Source organism: Rhodococcus sp. AC861 (genome assembly GCF_979256035.1).
Window position 1 is genome coordinate 711,972 of record NZ_CEEDMW010000002.1, and the last position, 20,577, is coordinate 732,548.

At 66.5% G+C, this 20,577-nt stretch carries 20 protein-coding genes; 13 read left to right on the top strand and 7 right to left on the bottom strand.

Translation table 11 applies throughout. From position 1 onward, the window contains the following. Positions 1–40 precede the first annotated feature (40 nt). Positions 41–808, top strand: coding sequence for an LLM class F420-dependent oxidoreductase (locus AC0IX4_RS08785; RefSeq protein WP_471828715.1), 768 nt, complete (start codon positions 41–43; stop codon positions 806–808). Positions 809–811: 3 nt separating this feature from the next. Here AC0IX4_RS08785 and AC0IX4_RS08790 read toward each other — a convergent pair whose 3' ends face one another. After that, the gene (locus AC0IX4_RS08790; RefSeq protein ID WP_471828820.1) at positions 812–2,149 is read right to left on the bottom strand and encodes an ammonium transporter; all 1,338 of its coding nucleotides are present in this window, start codon (positions 2,147–2,149) and stop codon (positions 812–814) included. Positions 2,150–2,350: 201 nt separating this feature from the next. Here AC0IX4_RS08790 and AC0IX4_RS08795 point away from each other — a divergent pair, with 201 nt between their 5' ends. From AC0IX4_RS08795 to AC0IX4_RS08810, 4 genes are all read left to right on the top strand, one after another. Then, positions 2,351–4,165, top strand: coding sequence for an ABC transporter substrate-binding protein/permease (locus AC0IX4_RS08795; protein ID WP_471828716.1), 1,815 nt, complete (start codon positions 2,351–2,353; stop codon positions 4,163–4,165). A gap of 3 nt (positions 4,166–4,168) precedes the next feature. After that, positions 4,169–4,924, top strand: coding sequence for an amino acid ABC transporter ATP-binding protein (locus tag AC0IX4_RS08800; RefSeq protein WP_471828717.1), 756 nt, complete (start codon positions 4,169–4,171; stop codon positions 4,922–4,924). A gap of 112 nt (positions 4,925–5,036) precedes the next feature. Next, entirely contained in the window at positions 5,037–6,257 is a 1,221-nt protein-coding gene (gene fdhA / locus AC0IX4_RS08805; RefSeq protein ID WP_471828718.1) for a formaldehyde dehydrogenase, glutathione-independent, read from the top strand. A 137-nt stretch (positions 6,258–6,394) separates the two neighbouring features. After that, the gene (locus AC0IX4_RS08810) at positions 6,395–8,440 is read left to right on the top strand and encodes a PhoX family protein (protein WP_471828821.1); all 2,046 of its coding nucleotides are present in this window, start codon (positions 6,395–6,397) and stop codon (positions 8,438–8,440) included. Between the two features lie 3 nt (positions 8,441–8,443). On the opposite strand, the gene ggh is transcribed toward AC0IX4_RS08810, so the two are convergent. Together ggh and AC0IX4_RS08820 are read right to left on the bottom strand one after the other, a co-directional pair. Continuing rightward, positions 8,444–9,781 carry a glucosylglycerate hydrolase gene (gene ggh / locus AC0IX4_RS08815; RefSeq protein WP_042573439.1) on the bottom strand — a complete coding sequence of 446 codons (1,338 nt, stop codon included), beginning with the start codon at positions 9,779–9,781 and terminating at the stop codon, positions 8,444–8,446. Positions 9,782–9,848: 67 nt separating this feature from the next. Further along, on the bottom strand, positions 9,849–10,433 hold the full coding sequence (locus tag AC0IX4_RS08820) for a TetR/AcrR family transcriptional regulator (RefSeq protein ID WP_471828719.1): 585 nt from the start codon (positions 10,431–10,433) through the stop codon (positions 9,849–9,851). A gap of 116 nt (positions 10,434–10,549) precedes the next feature. On the opposite strand from AC0IX4_RS08820, the gene AC0IX4_RS08825 reads away from it, so the two are divergent. The 3 genes from AC0IX4_RS08825 (at position 10,550) to AC0IX4_RS08835 (ending at position 13,627) form a co-directional block, all read left to right on the top strand. Beyond that, positions 10,550–11,170 carry an NAD(P)H-dependent oxidoreductase gene (locus tag AC0IX4_RS08825; RefSeq protein ID WP_471828720.1) on the top strand — a complete coding sequence of 207 codons (621 nt, stop codon included), beginning with the start codon at positions 10,550–10,552 and terminating at the stop codon, positions 11,168–11,170. Between the two features lie 80 nt (positions 11,171–11,250). Beyond that, positions 11,251–12,189: a universal stress protein gene (locus AC0IX4_RS08830; RefSeq protein ID WP_471828721.1), complete on the top strand. Its 939-nt coding sequence runs from the start codon at positions 11,251–11,253 to the stop codon at positions 12,187–12,189. A 22-nt stretch (positions 12,190–12,211) separates the two neighbouring features. After that, a complete protein-coding gene (locus tag AC0IX4_RS08835) occupies positions 12,212–13,627 on the top strand; it encodes an amino acid permease (protein WP_042573442.1) in 1,416 nt (471 codons plus the stop codon). Here the strand turns inward: AC0IX4_RS08835 and AC0IX4_RS08840 are convergent, their stop codons facing one another. Genes AC0IX4_RS08840 through AC0IX4_RS08850 form a run of 3 tightly spaced genes read right to left on the bottom strand, consistent with a single transcriptional unit; the run spans position 13,628 to position 15,594 of the window. Next, positions 13,628–14,410, bottom strand: coding sequence for a pirin family protein (locus AC0IX4_RS08840; RefSeq protein WP_471828722.1), 783 nt, complete (start codon positions 14,408–14,410; stop codon positions 13,628–13,630). It lies immediately after the preceding gene. Between the two features lie 31 nt (positions 14,411–14,441). After that, complete coding sequence (wrbA, locus tag AC0IX4_RS08845) at positions 14,442–15,041, bottom strand: NAD(P)H:quinone oxidoreductase (RefSeq protein ID WP_042573444.1); 600 nt, start codon at positions 15,039–15,041, stop codon at positions 14,442–14,444. 40 nt (positions 15,042–15,081) lie between these two features. After that, positions 15,082–15,594, bottom strand: coding sequence for a VOC family protein (locus tag AC0IX4_RS08850; protein ID WP_042573445.1), 513 nt, complete (start codon positions 15,592–15,594; stop codon positions 15,082–15,084). A 97-nt stretch (positions 15,595–15,691) separates the two neighbouring features. On the opposite strand from AC0IX4_RS08850, the gene AC0IX4_RS08855 reads away from it, so the two are divergent. Continuing rightward, entirely contained in the window at positions 15,692–16,153 is a 462-nt protein-coding gene (locus tag AC0IX4_RS08855; protein WP_056074204.1) for a MarR family winged helix-turn-helix transcriptional regulator, read from the top strand. Positions 16,154–16,162: 9 nt separating this feature from the next. Further along, positions 16,163–16,834 carry an SDR family oxidoreductase gene (locus tag AC0IX4_RS08860; protein ID WP_056074205.1) on the top strand — a complete coding sequence of 224 codons (672 nt, stop codon included), beginning with the start codon at positions 16,163–16,165 and terminating at the stop codon, positions 16,832–16,834. Between the two features lie 24 nt (positions 16,835–16,858). Here the strand turns inward: AC0IX4_RS08860 and AC0IX4_RS08865 are convergent, their stop codons facing one another. Beyond that, positions 16,859–17,245, bottom strand: a complete 387-nt coding sequence (locus tag AC0IX4_RS08865) for a universal stress protein (RefSeq protein ID WP_042573553.1) — start codon at positions 17,243–17,245, stop codon at positions 16,859–16,861. Positions 17,246–17,421: 176 nt separating this feature from the next. Here AC0IX4_RS08865 and AC0IX4_RS08870 point away from each other — a divergent pair, with 176 nt between their 5' ends. Genes AC0IX4_RS08870 through AC0IX4_RS08880 form a run of 3 tightly spaced genes read left to right on the top strand, consistent with a single transcriptional unit; the run spans position 17,422 to position 20,455 of the window. Next, positions 17,422–18,405, top strand: coding sequence for a Bug family tripartite tricarboxylate transporter substrate binding protein (locus AC0IX4_RS08870; RefSeq protein ID WP_042573448.1), 984 nt, complete (start codon positions 17,422–17,424; stop codon positions 18,403–18,405). After that, a complete protein-coding gene (locus AC0IX4_RS08875; protein WP_056074207.1) occupies positions 18,402–18,950 on the top strand; it encodes a tripartite tricarboxylate transporter TctB family protein in 549 nt (182 codons plus the stop codon). Before AC0IX4_RS08870 ends, AC0IX4_RS08875 begins: the two co-directional genes overlap by 4 nt. Next, complete coding sequence (locus AC0IX4_RS08880; protein ID WP_042573450.1) at positions 18,950–20,455, top strand: tripartite tricarboxylate transporter permease; 1,506 nt, start codon at positions 18,950–18,952, stop codon at positions 20,453–20,455. The genes AC0IX4_RS08875 and AC0IX4_RS08880 overlap by 1 nt, the downstream gene beginning before the upstream one ends. Positions 20,456–20,577 lie beyond the last annotated feature (122 nt).

A 20,577-nucleotide genomic window follows, 5' to 3' on the forward strand; every position in this document is an offset into this window, starting at 1 on the left:
GATGGAGTCGACACTCAGCAGCCTCACCGAAGGATCACACATGTCCGTTCGTATCGGAGTTCAACTCCAGCCTCAGCACGCCCCCGACTACGGCCTGATCCGCGACGCGGTTCTGCGGTCCGAGGACGCGGGTGTGGACATCGTCTTCAACTGGGATCACTTCTACCCGTTGTACGGCGACCTCGACGGCGCACACTTCGAGTGCTGGACGATGCTCGGCGCCTGGGCGGAGCAGACGTCGAACGTCGAGATCGGCGCCCTGGTGACCGGCGGCGGATACCGCAATCCCGACCTGCTGGCAGACATGGCTCGCACCGTGGACCACATCAGTGGTGGCCGGTTGATCCTCGGCATCGGCGCCGGCTGGAACCAGAAGGACTACGACAACTTCGGCTACGACTTCGGCACGGCCGGTTCGCGTCTGAAGCTTCTCGACGAGAGCCTGGCACGCATCACCACTCGTCTCGCCGTCGGCAATCCTGCGCCCACTCGCCACATCCCGATCCTCATCGGCGGTGGTGGTGAAAAGAAGACGCTCAGGATGGTGGCGCAGTATGCGGACGTGTGGCACAGCTTCGCCGACCTGGATGCGCTGAAGCACAAGTCCGAAGTGCTCGCCGGACACGGTGAGACCGTCGGCCGCGACGTGTCGCAGATCGAGCGGTCGGTGTCGTGGCCGGGTGCCGACGACGCCCAGTCGTTCGTCGACGCCGGAGCCACCCTCTTCACCGTCGGCGTCAACGGCCCCGACTACGACCTCACCGAGCTGACCGGTGCGATCTCCTGGGCGCGGTCCCACCAGGGCTGACGGTCAGCCGGACTGTTTCCCGAACAGGCCCGAGCTGCCGTGTCCGCCGTGCGAGGAGGCGAACTCGTACGCGGACTCGGCATGCTCGTGCTCGTCGATGCCGTCCGTCTCGTGCTGCGGATCCGCTCTGATCCCGATGGTCAGCTTCAGCACCGTGGCGATGGCCGCGGTGACCAGGAACGCGTACGCGAGAACGACGACCACGGCGACGGCCTGTCGACCGAGCTGCGTGACGCCACCGCCGTAGAACAGGCCGTCGACACCGGGCGGCATGTCGCTGCTCGCGAGGAGGCCGATCATCAGCGTGCCGACGATGCCGCCGACCAGGTGCACTCCGACCACGTCGAGCGAGTCGTCGTACCGGAAGCGGTACTTGAGGCCGATGGCCAGGGCGCAGGCGACACCGGCGGCAGCGCCGACGCCCAGAGCGCCGATCGGGGTGACGGCGGTGCACGACGGCGTGATCGCCACCAGGCCCGCGACGACGCCCGACGCCGCGCCGAACGACGTGGCCTTCCCGTCGCGGATCTTCTCGACCACCAGCCACGCGACCATCGACATCGCGCCGGCGCCCATCGTGTTGACCAGCGCGACCGCGGCGATTCCGTCGGCAGCCAGCGACGACCCGGCGTTGAATCCGAACCAGCCGAACCACAGCAGTCCGGCACCCACCATGACGGCGGGCAGGTTGTGCGGCCGCATCGCCTCGCGGGGCCACCCACGACGCTTGCCGACGACGAGGGCGAGCGCCAGTCCCGCCGCGCCGGCATTGATCTCCACCGCGGTGCCGCCGGCGAAGTCGATGGCCTTCAGCTGATTGGCGATCCAGCCTCCGGTCTCCGCGGTGACACCGTCGAACGCGAACACCCAGTGCGCGACGGGAAAGTAGACGAGTGTCGCCCAGAGGCCGGCGAAGATCACCCACGGCATGAAGCGCATCCGGTCGGCGACGGCGCCGGACACGAGCGCCACGGTGACCATCGCGAAGCCTGCCTGGAAGGCGACGAAGGCGAGCGCCGGGACGGTACCCACCAGCGGGATCTCGACCAGGCCGCCGCCGGCTCCGAAGCTGCCGCCGATCAACGAGGTGAGGCCGGCGAACTGCGTCGGGTCCCCGATCCACCCACCGACGCTGTCGTCGCCGAACACCATCGAGTATCCGAACAGGACCCACAGCACCCAGACGACCCCGATGGCCGAGAGGCTCATCATCATCATGTTCAGCACGCTCTTCACGCGCACCATGCCGCCGTAGAAGAACGCGAGGCCCGGGGTCATCAGCAGCACCATGGCGGCGCTGGCCAACACCCAGGCCGTGTTGCCCGCGTCCGGAACACCCATCGTCGGATACGCAAGAGTGGAGTACACGTAGAACCTTCCGTCCCCCGGCGTACACCCTCCAGATCTCCTGGATGCTCGGTGACGTACGCCCCGACGGAGAGTAGACCCTGCTCGGAGCGTCGCGAACACAGATCACTGAGCACAACCATTGCGTGTTCGACGTTTCGGTGCTGCTCGCGGTCGAGCCCTAGTGTTTGTCACATGCTTGCGCACCGCTCGGGACGATCCCTGATCGCCCTGGTTCTGACACTTCTTCTCGCCGCCCTTCTCGCCGGATGCGGCTCGTCCTCGGACGACGGCGGATCCTCCGCAGCCGCGGCACCGACGGAGCTGTGCGCACCTCCCGGTGTCGACAGCGCCTCGTCGACGCCTACCAACTTCGACGCCGCAGCGGCCGCCGCCACGGAAGATCGCTACACGACTCCGTCGGTCACGCCGCTCGATCGCATCGACACCTCACAGCTGGGCCTGATCACGCCCGGCCAACTCACTGTCGGCACGCTCTCCGACGCGCCGCCGAGCATCTGCGTCGACGGTGCGGGCGACTACACCGGATACGACAACGAGCTGTTGAAGGCCGTCGCGGCCAAGCTCGGTCTGCAGATCAACTTCTCGGGCACCGAATTCTCGGGTCTGCTCGCGCAGGTCGCCGGCCGACGCTTCGACGTCGGCTCGTCGTCCATCACCACCACCGACGAGCGCCGCAACACCGTCGGGTTCACCAACGGCTACGACTTCGGATACTTCTCCCTGGTCGCCAAGGCCGGCGGCCCGATCACCGCCTTCGAGAACCTCGGACCGGACACGCGCATCGGAGTCGTGCAGGGCACCGTGCAGGACGACTACGTCGTGAACACCCTGGGCCTCGACCCCGTGAAGTTCCCCGACTACAACACGGCCTACGCGAACCTGCGGACCGGGCAGATCGACGCCTGGGTCGCACCGTCGCAGCAGGCCGAGGGTCTGGTGAAGCCGGAGGACGGCACGGCGATCACGCAGAACACGTTCAGCCTCAACAACTTCGTCGGCTGGGCCGTCGCCCGTGACAACCAGCCGCTGATCGACGCGTTGAACTCCGGCCTCGACGCGATCATCGAGGACGGGACCTGGGCGCAGCTGTACTCCGACTGGGTGCCGCGCGAACTCCCGGAGGGCTTCAAGCCCGGCAGCAAGGCCGCACCGCAGCCGGAGCTCCCCGACTTCGCCGCCATCGCCGCGCAGAACGACGCGAATGCTCCCGCCGCGCAGGCCGTCGCACCCAAGTCGACGTTCCAGCAGCTCGGGGACACGTTCTTCGACTGGGAGCTCTACAAGAAGGCGCTGCCGGACCTGCTGAGGACCGGCCTGCCGAACACCCTGATCCTGGCGTTGGCGTCGGGCATCATCGGCACCGTCCTCGGCATGCTGCTCGCCCTCGCGGGACTCTCGCGCACTCGGTGGCTGCGCTGGCCCGCCCGCGTGTACACCGACATCTTCCGCGGACTGCCCGCCGTCGTGATCATCCTGGTCATCGGTCTGGGCATCGGCCCGGTGGTCAGCGGCATCACCGGCAACAACCCGTACTGGCTCGGCGCAGTGGCGCTGTCGCTGCTCGCGGCCGCGTACATCGGCGAGATCTTCCGCTCCGGCATCCAGAGCGTCGAGAAGGGGCAGATCGAGGCCGCACGTGCCCTCGGCTTCAGCTACCGCCGCTCGATGCGCCTGGTCGTGGTGCCGCAGGGTGTCCGACGCGTGCTGCCGGCCCTGGTCAACCAGTTCATCTCGTTGATCAAGGACTCGTCGCTGATCTACTTCCTGGGTCTGCTGGCCACGCAGCGCGAGCTGTTCGCCGTCGGTCGCGACCTCAACGCCCAGACCGGCAACCTGTCCCCCCTGGTCGCCGCCGGCCTGGTGTATCTCGCCATGACCGTGCCGCTGACCCACCTCGTCAACTACATCGACAAGCGTCTGCGCGTCGGCAAGGCCGAGCAGACTCTCGACCCGGTCGAACAGGCCATCGTCGTGGAAAGAGGCTGACACATGACTACTACTCCCCAGACGGATTCGTTGACCGGCGTCTCGCTCACCGGGCGAGATCTGCACCTGTCGTTCGGCACCAACAAGGTCCTGCGCGGCGTCGACATCGACGTCGCCGCGGGCGGCACCACGACCGTCATCGGACCGTCGGGCTCCGGCAAGTCCACTCTGCTGCGCGTGCTGAACCGTCTGCACGAGCCGGAACAGGGCGACATCCTTCTCGACGGCCGATCGGTGCTGAAGGACGATCCCGACGCACTGCGCCAGCGCATCGGCATGGTGTTCCAGCAGTTCAACCTGTTCCCGCATCGCACTGTGCTGGACAACGTCGCTCTCGGACCGTGGAAACTCAAGGGACGCAGCAAAGACGAGGCTCACGCCGTCGCCCTCGATCAGTTGGACAAGGTCGGACTGAAGGAGAAGGCGGGCTCGCGACCGGGCAACCTGTCCGGTGGTCAGCAGCAGCGCGTCGCCATCGCTCGTGCGCTCGCGATGACTCCGCAGGTCATGTTCTTCGACGAGGCGACCTCCGCGCTCGACCCCGAGCTGGTCAAGGGCGTGCTCGCCCTCATGGCGGACCTCGCGACCGGCGGCATGACGATGGTCGTCGTCACGCACGAGATGGGCTTCGCCCGTTCGGTGTCCGACCGCGTCCTGTTCATGGACCACGGCAGCGCCGTCGAGGTGGGCCCGCCCGCCGCACTGTTCGACGATCCGCAGACCGATCGACTGCAGCGGTTCCTGTCCGAAGTGCTCTGATCTCCGAGCCGCGAATGTGACGCGGCGCACAGCATCCCGCGTACGGTCGAGAGAGATGCCGACATTCGCACTCGAGAATGTCGGCGCTCTACCTCGAACGGGAGCTGAACACATGACCGACAACAGAGCCGTCGCCTACGCCGGAGCCGGGAAGGTCGAGGTCGTCGACATCGACTTCCCCAGCTTCACCCTGCAGGACGGGCCCGGCGTGAATCCGGCGAGTGTGGGCCGCGAGTGTCCGCACGGCGTGATTCTCAAGGTCGTCTCCACCAACATCTGCGGCAGCGACCAGCACATGGTGCGAGGCCGTACGACAGCCCCCGAGGGCCTGGTCCTCGGCCACGAGATCACCGGCGAGGTCATCGAAGTCGGCCGCGACGTGGAGTTCATCAAGCAAGGCGATCTGTGCTCGGTGCCGTTCAACATCGCGTGCGGCCGCTGCAAGAACTGCAAGGAACGCAAGACCGGCATCTGCCTGAACGTCAATCCCGATCGTCCCGGCGCCGCCTACGGCTACGTCGACATGGGCGGCTGGGTCGGCGGCCAGGCCGAGTACGTCATGGTGCCGTACGCGGACTGGAACCTGCTGAAGTTCCCCGACCGCGACCAGGCCATGGAGAAGATCCTCGACCTGACGATGCTGTCGGACATCTTCCCCACCGGCTTCCACGGCTGCGTGACCGCCGGAGTGGGAGTCGGATCCACGGTCTACATCGCCGGCGCCGGTCCGGTCGGGCTCGCCGCGGCGGCCAGCGCGCAACTGCTCGGCGCCGCCGTCGTCATCGTCGGCGACCTCAACGAGAGTCGGCTCGCGCAGGCCCGCAGTTTCGGCTGCGAGACGGTCGATGTGAGCAAGGGCGATCCGAAGGATCAGATCGAACAGTTGCTCGGGGTGCCGGAGGTGGACTGCGGCGTCGACGCCGTCGGGTTCGAGGCTCGTGGCCACGGTGACGGCTCTGCCACGGAAGCGCCTGCGACAGTACTGAACTCGCTCATGGACATCACCACGGCGGGCGGTTCGCTCGGCATTCCGGGGCTGTACGTCACCGGTGACCCCGGAGCATCCGACGAGGCCGCCAAGGTCGGTGCGTTGTCGCTGAGCCTCGGCACCGGCTGGGCGAAGTCGTTGTCGTTCGCCACCGGACAGTGCCCGACGATGCAGTATCACCGCGGACTGATGATGGCGATCCTGCACGATCGGGTGCAGATCGCGAAGGCCGTCAACGCACGCGCCATCTCGCTCGAGCAGGCACCGCAGGGCTACGCCGACTTCGACTCCGGTGAGGCCACGAAGTTCGTCCTCGATCCGCACGGATTGCTCGGCGCCGCCTAGTCAGGGTCGGTGCGGGGAACCGCGGTATCCGCGGTTCTCCGCACCGTTCGTCCGCCGTTCATCTCGCAGTACCCGGGGAGTTGCTTACCTTCTCTTTGCCTTTTGCTCGGCACTCCTACGGTCGTGCGGTGACCACGATTCCGCTGCCCCTGATCGTCTCCCATCAGCACGACGGTTCGTCCTCCCGATCGTCGCTGACGTGTAAGTACAAGTGCGGTGACGCCTGCTTCCACGAGGTGCCGAACACGTCGAGCAGCGAATACTTCGGCGACATCGTCAAGACCGCGATGACGCGTCGCGGCATCCTACGCGGCGGAGCGATGGCCGTGCTGGCTGTCGGGGCCACCAGCGCGCTCGCCGCGTGCGGGACGGGCGATGAGGGAACAGCCACCACGGCGTCGGCCACCCCCACTCCGGAACCGCGCGGCCTCGACTTCACCGCCGTCGCACCGAACACCGAGGACGCGGTCGTCGTGCCGGAGGGCTACGAGCAGGCCATCGTGATCCGCTGGGGCGATCCCGTGATCGACGGCGCGCCGGCATTCGACTTCGACAACCAGACCTCGGCGGCGCAGGAGAAGCAGTTCGGGTTCAACAACGACTTCGCCGGTCTGCTGCCTGTCGACGGGTCCTCGACCGAGTACCTCCTGGTGGTCAATCACGAGTACACCACGGAGCCGTTCCTCTTCAAGGGTTACGACGCCGAGAACCCCACCGCCGAGCAGGTCGCCATCGGCATTGCCGCCCATGGCCTTTCGGTCGTACAGGTCGCCGGAGAGAACGGCTCCGGCAAGCTCACTCCGCAGATGGGCCGCTACAACCGTCGCATCACCGGGTCCACCGAGTTCGTCGTCACCGGTCCGGCGGCAGGAAGCAACTTCCTCAAGACGTCGGCGGATCCGACGGGCACCAAGGTCTTCGGCACGTTCAACAACTGCTCGGGTGGTGTGACTCCCTGGGGCACAGTGTTGTCCGGCGAGGAGAACATCAACCAGTACTTCGCCAACGCCGAGAGCGTCACTGATCCGGTGGCCGCCGCCCGCCTGGCGCGTTACGGCGTCGAAGGTGCTGCGTCCGAGCGCAAGTGGGAGCGGTTCGACAAGCGTTTCGATCTGGCGCAGGAGCCGAACGAGGTGAATCGCTTCGGATGGGTCGTCGAGGTCAACCCGTGGGATCCCACCGCCGCGCCGATCAAGCACACCGCACTCGGCCGCTTCAAGCACGAGGCCGCCACCATCCACGTGACCGACGACGGCACCGTCGTGGCCTACAGCGGTGACGACGAGCGGTTCGACTATATGTACAAGTTCGTCTCGTCACGAAAGATGATGCAGGGCAGCGGTGCTGCCGCGCTGCGGTCCAACGTGACACTTCTCGACGCCGGCACCCTGTATGTCGCGAAGCTCTCCGGCGACGCTCCCGACCAGATCGACGGCAGCGGCAAGCTCCCCACCACGGGACAGTTCGCCGGCAAGGGTGAGTGGATCCCCCTTCTGCGCACCGGCGAGGACGGGAAGGGCGAGTCGCTCGTCGACGGCATGTCCGCAGAAGAGGTCGCGGTCTTCACCCGACTCGCGGGTGACAAGGTCGGCGCCACCAAGATGGACCGGCCCGAGGACTTCGAGCCCAACCCGGTCACGGGCAAGGTGTACGTCGCCCTGACGAACAACTCGAACCGCGGTACCGAGGGCAAGGCGGGCGCCGACGAGGCCAACCCGCGCGACAAGAACAAGAACGGGCAGGTGCTCGAACTCGACGACGACCACGCCGGCACCAGTTTCACGTGGAACCTTCTGCTGGTCTGTGGTGACCCGTCAGCCGCCGACACCTACTTCGGCGGCTTCGACAAGACTCAGGTAAGCCCCATCTCGTGCCCCGACAACCTGGCCTTCGATCCCGACGGCAACCTGTGGATCTCGACCGACGGCAATGCCCTCGACTCCAACGACGGACTGTTCTCCGTCGTCCTGGACGGCGAGCGGCGCGGGCAGACCAAGCAGTTCCTCACCGTGCCCAAGGGCGCCGAGACGTGCGGTCCCATCGTGCAGGAGCAGCGCGTCGTCGTCAGCGTCCAGCACCCGGGCGAGGAGGACGACGCCAGCGCCGACGCGCCCGCCTCCCACTGGCCGGACGGTGGATCGTCGCAGCCCAGGCCGTCGGTCGTGGCGGTGTGGAAGGTCTGACGCTCAGCCGAGCCAGTCGAGCACGCTGGCAGCTGTCCACGACTGCTGCATGCTGCCCAGCGGCTCGCCGGTGAACGGTTCGTAGTACTCGGCGAAGCTGCCGTCGCCGGCCTGACGAAGGCCTTCCTCGCGCAGCATCGCCGAGCGCTCGGACCATCCGCGTCGGGCGAAGGCCCAGGAGAACAGCCATGTGATGACGGGCCACACCGGCCCGCGCCAGTACTCCCTGGCCCGGAAGTCGCGGGAGATGGGCGACGTGGACGGGGGCACGGCGTACGCGAAATCGGGGTGGCCGCAGAATCGCGGTCCCTCGAACAGCCGGAGCAGGGCGCGCTCGGTGTCGCGAGGCAGCCCGCCGCACAGCAGTGGCGCGAACATCGCCATCGTGTCGGTCTTGATCCACTCGCCCGAACGCACGTCGCGGTCCCGAGCGGCGCCGGATCGAGGGTCCGTCGTCGCGACGACTCCGGCGCGGAAGTGGTCGGCCCACCCACGCAACTCCCGGACGTCGGCATGCGGTCGGGAGTGGTCCTCGCCGATGGTGGCGAGAACATCGCACGCGACGGCGAAGATCGCGCTGACGAAGACGTCCTCCACGGCGAAACTCATACCGGCGTGCATGGCGACGTCGTCGTAGTTCGCCAACTTCATCTCTTCGAGCAACCACAGGTAGCGGTCGTACTCGACGTCGCTGGGGCGTTGCGAGGAGTCGGTGACGATGGAGGTGTCCTCCCGCAGGTACGGGGGCACGACACCCGGGATGACCTTGGAGTACGCCTTGTCCCATCGAGGTGAGTTGTCCATGCCGGACTCCCACCCGTGGTGCAGCGTGATGCGGCCGGTGCCGTCCTGGTCCCGCGCGTGCGCGAGCCACCGGTGCCAGCGCACCAGGTCCGGCCAGCGGCGATCGAGGAACTCGCCGGCGACCTGCCGCGTGGTCCGTCCACGGCGTCGAGCGTGGTCGAGGACTCGTTGCACGGCGATCGCATGCACGGGCGGTTGCGTGATGCCCGACGTGTGGACACCGATCGGGGCGTGTGCGGCCAGGTCGCTGACCTGCCAGCGCGCGGGCCCGGGGAAGTACCCGTCGACACCGCTGGCGAACACGATGTGCGGAATCATCCCGTTCGACCACTGCGCGGACAGCAACGTGTCCAGTTCGACCACTGCACGCTCGACGCTCAACGGAGCCAGGCCGACGGACACGAACGCCGCATCCCAGCTCCACATGTGCGGGTACAGCCGGGGCGCGGCGCTGGTCATGGTGCCCAGATCGTTGCCGCGCAGGAGGTAGGCGGCCCGGGCTGCGAGCTGGGTGGGTGTGAATCCGGGGGCGGCCATGTGAGACATCATCCGTCGGGGGTCGACATCCTGCAGGGTGCGGGTCGGATCGGGCGGTTCGTCCGCCTTACCTCCGCGCGCGCTCCACCACCGACACGACGACCGCGGTCAGTTCGTCGTAGGCGTCCGCGATGTCGACACTGCCGTCCGCGGCGGCCGCCGAGACCGCGTCGGCGGCACCCAGCATGGCGATGATCGCAGCAGTCGAGATCGCGCCGCCGGTGACGTGGGGTGCCAGGATCCGTTCACATCGTTCGGCGTACGCGCGGTCCGCGCGCCTCTTGTAGTCCGCCATCTCCGCGGAACCCTCGAGGGCCGCGGCGACGCCCGCAAGTTCTCGGCCGTGCTGGGTGACGCACTCGATGTGTGAGACGGCGAGCGCACGCGCGCACCCGTCCACCGAGTCGGCGGGCACGGCGGCGACCGCGGCGTCGAGGGCGACGCTCTGGCGCGCGTCGTACTCCTCGAACAACGCCACCAGCAGTGCTGACCGTGATGGGAAGTGAGCGTAGACAACAGGTTTGGTCACCCCCGCGGCCTCGGCGAGGTGACCCAGCGTCAAGGCGTCGGCACCTTGTTCGCGCACGATCGCCCAGGCGAGGTCCACCAGCTGGTGCCGCCTGTCCTCCCGAGCCATTCGTGCTCGTGCCATTCCTGTACCCCCGAATTCCTTGCCGACGTGACCTACCGACAGTAATCTACTGTTAGTAACCTACTGTTGGTAACCTACTGATGGTTACCAATGCACCTTCATGAAGGGATCTTCCCGTGCGCACTCTCGTCGTCGTCGCCCACCCGGACGAACACTCACTGACCCGAGGGGTCGCGGACCGTCTCGTCGACGCGCTGTCGGAGGACGGTCACGACGTGGACGTCGCCGATCTGCACGCGGAGGGATTCGATCCGCGATTCACGCTCGCCGACCGGCAACGCTATCGCGCAGAAGGACCACTACCGGACGACCTCGCGGCCGAGCAGCGACGTATCGATCGCGCGGACCACCTCGTCCTGCTGTTCCCCGTCTACTGGTGGTCGATGCCGGCAATGCTCAAAGGGTGGGTGGATCGGGTGTTCGTCAACGGCTGGGCGTTCGACGACACGACGACGCCGATGACACGCAAGTTGGGAGGCTTGACGGTCCACCTCCTGATGGTGGGCGGCGAGGATACCGCCGGATACCGCAAGCGTGGGTACGACTCTGCGATCGACACTCAGATGCGTGTCGGCATCATCGGGTACTGCGGTGCCCGCGCCGGGGCCAGTGAATACGTGTTCGACGCCGAGAGCCGCCCCCGTGCGGAGGTTGCCCGGGATGTCACTGCGGCAGTCGAGGCCGTGTCGACCGCTGTCCGGACGGCACGTCGCGACACCGCGAGTCAGCCGGTGTAGCCGCGTCGGGCTGCGGGAAGTACTGCGACGGTCTCATACTGAGCCCGAGTGTCTTTCCGCGAACGGTCGGGGGTGGTGGTGTGACAACCGCTTTGTCCGCATTGGTCGGGTGGCTACCGGACGACTCCGGTCACGACGCGTTGGCGCTCACCGCTCGAATGGCAGCCACGGTGCGTGCCGCCGGCGCCTCGATGACCGTGCGCGCGTGCACCGTGTTGCCGCGTACCTGGCCGTTTCCGTCGATGGCCCCGGTCGATGCCGAGTATCGACGCTGGCTGGTGGAGCAGGGCAACAACTCGGCCCGCAGCGCGAACGCCGCGATGGCCGACGTTCTCACTCCCGCCGACCTGGGATCACCGGCCGCCTTCTTCACCGAGAACGCCGCCGAATCCACCGCGCTCACCGATGCCGCGGCCAAGTACCACGCGGACCTCGTCGCACTGGGGTCGTCGAACGGGCCTGACGGCCGCTTCACCCCGGGCAGTACGAGCGAGGCGCTTCTGCATTCCTCGAACGTCCCGCTCGCCCTCGCGCCGTCAGGGGCCCGTGCGGTGTCCGAGCCGTTCTCGCGCCTGTCGTGCGCCTACACCGGCACCGCCGAGTCCAAAGATGCGCTGTACTCGGCGGCAGCGCTGGCCGTCCGATGGAATGTCGACCTGCACCTGGTCGCCTTCGCGCCCCGCCGGTCGACCACGTACCCGCCGTTCGGCGGCTACGACGCCGAGGACATGGTGACGTCCCAGTGGCGCGAGCAGGCGAGTGGACTGCTCGAGTCCGCTGCCTCCGATGTCACTGCCGCCTACCCGTCCCTGCGACCCACGTGCGCCGTGGGCTCGGGCGGCGACTGGCGGCACGTCATCGACTCGGTCTCACTGGGGTCGGGCGATCTCCTGGTGTTGGGCTCGTCGCGCCTCGGACCTCTCGCGCGTGTCTTCCTGGGGTCTACGGCGTCGAAAATCGTGCGACACAGTCCCGTTCCGGTGCTTGTCGTTCCCCGAGGAAGCCGGCTGGCTCGGTGACCCTGTCTGCGTTGGAGGAAACATGAGCGATTCCGGTACCGGCTCGGGCCTGTTGCGGCGCAAATCGATCAGCGACATCACGGCGTTGGAGTCGTCGGGTGAAGGACGTCTGAAGAGGTCGATCACCACGTTCCAGCTGACCTGCATCGGTGTCGGGTCGACGGTCGGTACCGGCATCTTCTTCATCTTCTCGTCCGCTGTCCCGGTGGCGGGGCCGGCCGTGATCTTCTCGTTCGTCATCGCCGCGATCACCGCCGGTCTGACGGCGTTGTGTTACGCCGAGCTGGCGTCGTCCATTCCTGCCTCGGGATCGACGTACACCTACACCTACACCACCATCGGTGAGTTCGTCGCGATCCTCGTCGGCGCCTGCCTTGTTCTGGAATACGGCGTGTCGACGGCGGCCGTCTCGGTTCTGTGGTCGCAGTATCTCAACGATCTGCTCGATCGCACTGTGGGAGTGCGTATTCCGGACGTGTTGTCGCATGCGCCCGGCGGCGGCGAGGGCTTCGGGGTGAACCTGCCGGCAATCGTGCTGGTCGGACTGTGCGCCGTTCTGCTCATTCGCGGAACCAGTGAGTCCGCGCGGGCCAACGCGGTCATGGTCGTCATCAAGATCGGCATCCTCGCGATGTTCGCCATTGTCGGCTTCACCGGTTTCAGTGCCGAGAATCTCGCCCCGTTCGCCCCGTTCGGGGTTGCCGGCGTCGGCGCCGCGTCGGGCCTGATCTTCTTCTCGTTCATCGGCCTCGACGCCGTATCCACCGCCGGTGAGGAAGTGAAGAATCCGAGGCGGACGCTGCCGATCGCACTGATCAGCGCGCTCGTCGTGGTCACGGTGATCTACCTGCTGGTGACGATGTCGGCGATCGGGGCACAGAAGTACACCGAGTTCGAAGGCCAGGAAGCAGGACTGGCGGAAATCCTGCAGTACGTCACCGGTTCCAGCTGGCCGTCCATCGTGCTGTCGGCGGGCGCCGTCGTGTCCATCTTCTCGGTCACCCTGGTCACGCTGTACGGGCAGACGCGCATCCTGTTCGCGATGAGTCGGGACGGATTGATCCCCGGGGTCTTCTCACAGGTGAGCCCGCGCAGCCTGGCGCCGGTGAAGAACACGATCATCGTGGCCTTCTTCGTCGCCCTGCTGGCGGGCTTCCTTCCCCTGGACTTCCTGGCGGACCTGGTGTCGATGGGAACGCTCGTGGCCTTCATCGTCGTGTCCGCCGGCGTGATCATCCTGCGTCGACGCGAACCGGACATCGAGCGGGGTTTCACCGTCCCGCTCTATCCGGTACTGCCCATCCTGTCCATCTGCGCGTGCCTCTACCTGATCAGCACACTGCACATCCAGACGTGGATCCTCTTCGCGGTGTGGCTGTCCGCGACGTCGCTTCTCTACTTCACGTACTCGCGGAAGCGATCGGCGCTGCAGACCTGATCAGCGGCCGATGGTCGCGTGCATCTCCCACACGATGACCTCGGCGGCGGACGTCGTCGACAAGCTCTGTCCGCCCCCGCCCTTGATGCGCACGGCGTCTCCCTCGGAGAGCAGCCCGACGCCCTCGAGCGATGCTTCACCGCGCGCGACGAACACGTGCAGGAAGGGAGCGTCGGGCAGCTTCTGCGCGGGCGTGTCCGCACGCAGTCGCGCGACGTGCATCGCGGCGTACTTGTTCTTGATGCGGATCGCCGAGTGGTCCTTGTAGGCATCCATGCCCGACGCAACCGGAACCAGTCCACCGGAGAGCAATTCGTCGTCGATCTCGAGCTGCTCGTACCCGGGGGTGATCCCGGCCTCGTCCGGAACGACCCACATCTGGACGAAGTGGACCGGTTCCCGATGCTTCGCCGACGGGGTCTCCGTCGACGCCAGCCGCCACGAGTCGTTCTTCTCCGAGTGCAGGATTCCGGTGCCGGCACTCATACGCTGGGCCAGACCCGGGTAGATCAGGCCGTTGTGGCCGATCGAATCCTGGTGCACGAGAGAGCCTTGCAGGACCCACGTGACGATCTCCATGTCACGGTGCGGATGCGTGTCGAATCCTGTTCCCGCATCGACGATGTCGTCGTTGTTCACCATCAACACGCCGTGGTGGGTATTGGTGGGATCGTAGTGCTGACCGAACGAGAACGAATGGTGCGAATCGAGCCAGCCGATGTTCGTGGCGTCCCGATCCTCCGAGCGACGGACGTCGAGTTCGGGAGCTGTGGAAGTCGTCATGGGAAACGGTCCCTTCGAGCGAGTGGGGGTGTTACTGCGCGAGTTTGCCCGCGACGGTGACGACGCGAGTGGCGAGATGACCGAGTGCGGCGCGGGTCGCGTCGTCGAGCTCGTTCTGGTTGTCGGGGCCCGTGACATGGCTGACGCCGTACGGGTTGCCGTCGGCGAACTTCAGGCCGTCGGTGTAGCCGGGGGGAACGAGGACGCCGCCGAAGTGCATCAGCGAGGTGTACAGGTTGACGATCGTCGTCTCCTGGCCGCCGTGTGCGGTCTGGCTCGACGTGAACGCCGCGTACGCCTTGTCGGCGAGCTTGCCCTGCGCCCACAGGCCACCGAGGGTGTCGAAGAACGTCTGGAACGGAGCGGCGACGCTGCCGAAGCGCGTCGGGGATCCGAAGATCACGCCGTCGGCCCACACGATGTCGTCACCGGTCGCGGCCGGAAGATCCTTGGTTGCTTCGTAGTTGGCGCTCCACGCCGGGTTCTCGGCGAACGTGGCCGGATCGCGGGTCTCGGCGATGTGGCGCACGCGGACCTCGGCGCCGGCGGCCTGAGCGGCCTTCTCGAGTTCGGCCGCCATGGTCGTGCCGTGACCGGTGGAGGAGTAGTAGAGGATCGCAAGCTTGGTCATGAGAGTGCCTTTCGTCGTCGGAGAATTTCTTCGATCGTGCTCAGAGAACGTGATGTCCGTACATCTCGCCGAGCGGGTCGGCGATCAATTCGAGGCGAGCACCGTCGGGATCGCGGAAGTAGATGGAGACCCCGCTGTGCTCGGTGAGCTCGACGCCGGCGTCGGTGAGTTTGGCGCGCAGGTGGTCCCACCGCTCGGGGTCGACACTGATAGCCACGTGGTGCAGCCCGCCCAGGACCTCCTGGTACGGACCCACGTCGAGTCCGGGGAAGTCGAAGAACGCGAGCAGGTTGCTGTTGCCGATGTCGAAGAAGAAGTGCGACGACCCGGGGTAGTCGCGGTTCTCGATCAGCTCGGTCAGCGGGAACTCCAGGACGCCCTGGTAGAACAGAATGGTCTGCTCGACGTCGCTGCTGATCAACGCTGTGTGGTGCAGTCCGCGGGCCGAGGAGGTCGGCCGGGACTCGGCGGGCTGTAGGTGCAGGCCGCGCAGGCGCTCACGCTGGGCCTCGAACTCGTCGGATCGCTTCTGCTCGTCCGCTGTGATGCTCATCGTCTCCGCCTTCGATCGGTTGTTCGTTGCGTCGTCAACTACCGAAAACACTAGCGCAGATAATTGCGCTGTCAACCAGTTGGAGTAAACTCGTCCCATGACTCGATGGCTTGCGGACGACGAACAGCGCGCATGGCGTTCGTACCTCGATGCGACACGGCTGCTCATGCAGACCCTCGACCGACAGCTCACGCGCGACTCCGGCATTTCGTTCACCGACTTCGAGCTGCTGGTGGTGCTGTCCGAGGCACCCGATCGCCAGATGCGCATGCGCGCGCTCGCCGACGCCGTGACCACGACCCGCAGCGGGGTCACCCGTGCCATCACCCGTCTTGTCGACGCCGGGTGGGTCGTCCGTGTGGAATGTGAGGACGATCGCCGAGGAATGTTGGCAGAACTCACAGATGCCGGCATGAGGAAGCTCGAAGAGTCCAGCCCGGGACACGTGGAAGCGGTCCGGACCTCGATGTTCGACGTTCTCACCGATGACGACGTCGACACATTCGTCCGGGTCTACTCCGCCATGCGCACCCACATCCAGCGCGGTGCCGACGCCTAGTCTGGGCTCATGGCACGTACTGCACTCGTCACCGGAGCAAGTCGCGGACTCGGCGCGGGCATCGCCCGACTGCTGTCCACCGATCACGACGTCCTGGTCGGAGGATCGACGCCGGACTCGGTCGCGGGGATCGCGGACGAACTCATCAGCGCCACCGCGTGGCCGGTGGACCTGACCGACGCGGATGCCCTCGCGGCAGCCACCGCCGGCATCACCTCGCTCGACGTCCTCGTCCACAATGCCGGGGTAGCCGACCTGGGCACCGTCGAATCATTGACCGGGAGCGCATGGCGGCACACCTTCGAGGCCAATGTCTTTGCCGTCGCCGAGTTGACCCGCCTCCTGCTACCGGCGTTGCGCGCGGCGGGCGGTCACGTCGTTCTGATCAACTCGGGCGCCGGCATCAAGGCCAATGCCGGATGGGGCGCCTATGCCGCGAGCAAGTTCGCGTTGCGCGCCTTCGGTGACGCGCTGCGCCTCGAGGAACCGTCCCTGCGCGTCACGTCCGTGCACCCCGGTCGCATCGATACCGACATGCAGCGCGCGATCGTCGAGACCGAGGGTGGGGAGTACGACGGCTCGAAGTTCCTGGCCGTCGACACGGTCGCCCGGGCGGTACGCCAGGCCGTCGACACCCCCCGCGACGCGCACCCGACGGAGATCGTTCTCCGCCCCTGGTGATCCGAGATCCGGCTTACTCGTGACTCAGTGCTCGGTCGCTTTCACCACCAGCACGGGGACCGGGCTGTCGAGGAGCACCCGCTGAACGGTACTGCCGGTCAAGAACTTCCCGACTGCGCTTCGACGCCGTGATCCGATGATCACCAGCGTGGCACCGACATCCGAGACCAGATCGACCAGAGCACCCGCCGGATCGCCGCCGTCGGGTTCGACGCGCACCGTGAACGAGTTCTCTCCCAGCACCTGACGTGCCTGCGCCTCGGCTGCGTCGCGGTGGGCGGTGGTGACCGAGTCGGCATCGATCACCGACAGGACGACGAGATCGGTGCCCCTCAGCGTCGCCTCCGCCTGTCCCTGAGCAAGAGCCTCACGGCCTTCGGGTGTCGAATTCATCGCTACTGCAACGGTCATGACGGTGCCTTTCACCTCGGGAGACTCCAGGTTCACCGAAGTTCCGCCGTCGCGAGGTACGTTTCGCGGTTTATGTCTGTGCACACTATGGCCACAATTCGGATTCCCTGGACTATTCGGACACGGGGACCCTAGCCTCCTGCTGTGACCGAAACCACTCCCAAGTTATTGCGCCCATGCAGATCACAGTGAAACGCGCGGTCGGCGTCGTCGCTGTCGTCGCCGTCGTCGCGCTCGCCGGTATCGACGCGGCCGGCAGCGCCAGTGGATCCGACGCCCGCGCCAAGTTGACCTTGATCGCTCCCGCCGCAGCGGGAGGCGGGTGGGACCTGGTGGCACGTGAGTCGCAGCAAGCACTGCGTTCCGACGGCATCGTGAACAACGCCCAGGTGGTCAATGTCCCCGGAGCCGGCGGGACCATCGGGCTCAGCCAGCTCGAGAACCTCACGGGCCAGTCGACCACGGTCATGGTGACCGGCACGGTCATGCTCGGTGGTATCGCGATCAACGACTCGGACATCACGCTGCAGGACACCGTGCCCATCGCCAAGATGGCCGAGGACTTCGAGGTCTTCGTCGTGCCGCGAGACTCGCCGTACCAGGACCTCGAGGACTTCATCACCGCCTGGCGAGCCAACCCCGGTGGTCTCCCCATCGGCGGCGGGTCTCTCGGCGGTATCGATCACATCGTCTCCGGCCAGTTGGCGCAACAGGTCGACATCGATCCGGCAGCGATCAACTACATCGCATTCTCGGGCGGTGGTGAGGTGCTGACCTCGCTGTTGTCCAACACCGTCGGCATCGCCGTCAGCGGATACAACGACTTCCGTGACCAGATCGAATCCGGGAACGTCCGTGCCCTCGCGGTGGCGGCACCCGAGCCGGTCGAGGGGATCGACACCCCGACCTTCAAGGAACTCGGGTACGACGTCGACCTCGTCAACTGGCGTGGATTCGTCGCACCTCCCGGGATCTCGGACACCGACAGGCAGACGCTGATCGAGATCGTCACCGAGATGCAGGAGACCGCACAGTGGGATACAGCCATCGAGCGCAACCGATGGAAGCCTTCGTTCGTCACCGGGGACGACTTCGGTGAGTTCCTCGAGGTCGAACAGACCCGCATCACCGACATCCTCCGAGAGTTAGGGCTGGTATGAGCGAGAGCGTTTCGACCACCCGGGTGGAGTCGCCACCCGATGTCGATCGTGGTTTTCTCCACGGTCGAAGCGGACTGGTGGTGTCGGGGCTTCTCGTCGCCCTCGGCCTGTTCCTGGTCTACGGCACCGTCACCATGGACGTGCCCGACACCGCGACATCGCCCGGCCCACAGGTGTTCCCGGCCATCATTGCGGGACTGTGCTTCGTGATCGCCGTGCTCGTCGCGGTCCAGCTGCTGCGTACTCCGGACGAGGTCGACCTCGGGGTCGACGAGACCGGTGCGCCCAACACCGGCACCTTGTCGAACTGGCGCTCCGTCGGCATCACGGTCGGTTCGATCGTCCTGTTCATCGCCCTGCTGAATCCGCTCGGGTGGGTTCTTGCCGGCGCTCTCCTGTTCTGGGGCGTTTCGATCGGACTCGGCGGCACCCGGTATGTCTTCGACGCCGGCGTGGCGCTCGTCATGTCGTCCGTCGTCCAGTTGGTCTTCTCCGGCGGACTGGGGCTCACACTGCCCGGCGGCATCCTCGCGGCGGTGTTCTGATGGACGCGTTCTCGAATCTCCTCGACGGCTTCGGCACCGCCCTGACGCCCATGAACATCGTGTGGGTCGTCGTCGGCGCCCTGCTCGGCACAGCGGTGGGTGTCCTCCCGGGACTCGGATCGGCCATGGCCGTCGCGCTGCTCCTGCCCGTGACGTTCACCCTCGAGCCCACCTCCGCGTTGATCATGTTCGCCGGCGTCTACTTCGGCGGCCTGTTCGGTGACTCGATCTCCGGCATCCTCATGAACACCCCCGGCAACAGCACCGCGATCGCAGGGACGTTCGAGGGGCACCGCATGGCGAAGAACGGCCGTGCCCCACAAGCGTTGGCCACCTCCGCCATCGGCGCCTTCATCGGCGGCATCATCGCCACCACCCTCGTGGTGTTCTTCGCCCCGACGCTCGCCGACCTGGCCACGAACTTCGGACCCGCGGAGTACTTCGCCCTGGCGGTGTTCGCGTTCATCGCGACGTCGGCGGTGGTGTCCGACTCCGTCCTCAAGGGTCTGAGCGCACTGCTGATCGGCTTGACGCTCGCCGTCATCGGCATCGACGGGCCCTCCGGCGCATCGCGTTTCACCTTCGAGGTGCCGGCATTGTTCGACGGCATCTCCGTGGTGGTCATCACGGTCGCGATGCTCGCCCTCGGTGAGGTCATCTTCATCGCCTCCAAGATCGGCAAGCCCGACGACACCACGTTGATCCCGTCCAAGGGTCGACCCTTCCTGAGCAAGGCAGAGTTCCGCGAAGCGATGCCGGCGTGGTTGCGCGGCACCGCATTCGGTGTCCCCTTCGGCATCATCCCCGCCGGCGGCGCCGAGGTGCCGAGCTTCCTGGCCTACGGCACCGAGCGTCGGTTGGACCGTCGTAGCAAGAACCCGATGTTCGGTAAGGGCGCGATCCGCGGTGTGGCCGGGCCGGAAGCCGCCGGCAACTCCACGGCCGGCACGGCGATGGGTGCGCTTCTCGCTCTCGGACTCCCCACATCGGCAACGGCAGCGATCCTCCTCGCAGCGTTCCAGCAGTACGGGATCCAACCGGGACCGTTGCTGTTCGAGCGCAACGGTGAGGTCGTCTGGGCACTGCTCGCCAGCCTCTTCGTCGGCATGGTCGTCCTGTTGATCCTGAATCTGCCGTTCGCCCCGCTGTGGGCGCAGCTGCTCAAGATTCCCAAGAACTACCTGTACGCCGGCATCACCGTGTTCGCCTCGCTCGGTGTCTACGCGGTGAGCGCCTCGATCGTGGATCTGATCGCCATGCTCGGACTCGGCATCATCGGATTCATGTTGCGCCGCTTCGGAATCCCACTGGCGCCGGTCCTCATCGCCGTCATCCTCGGGCCACTCGCCGAGGATTCGCTGCGACGAGCCCTGGCCGTCAGCGAAGGCGACGTCTCGATCCTCGTCGGCAGTGGCATCACCGTCGTCCTGTACACGCTGATGGTGATCGCGGTGGTCTTCTCCATCGTGACGAAGGTGCGGTCGCGCGCGAAGGTGGACTTCTAGAGCACTCTGCTTCACCCATGACCCCCCCGGCGAGTACGTCGACAATGTCGTGATGAAGGTGTCGATCACGACAGTTCGGACGTACTCGCGGGGGGTTTGTAGCTGTTCACCCCCGTGTCACA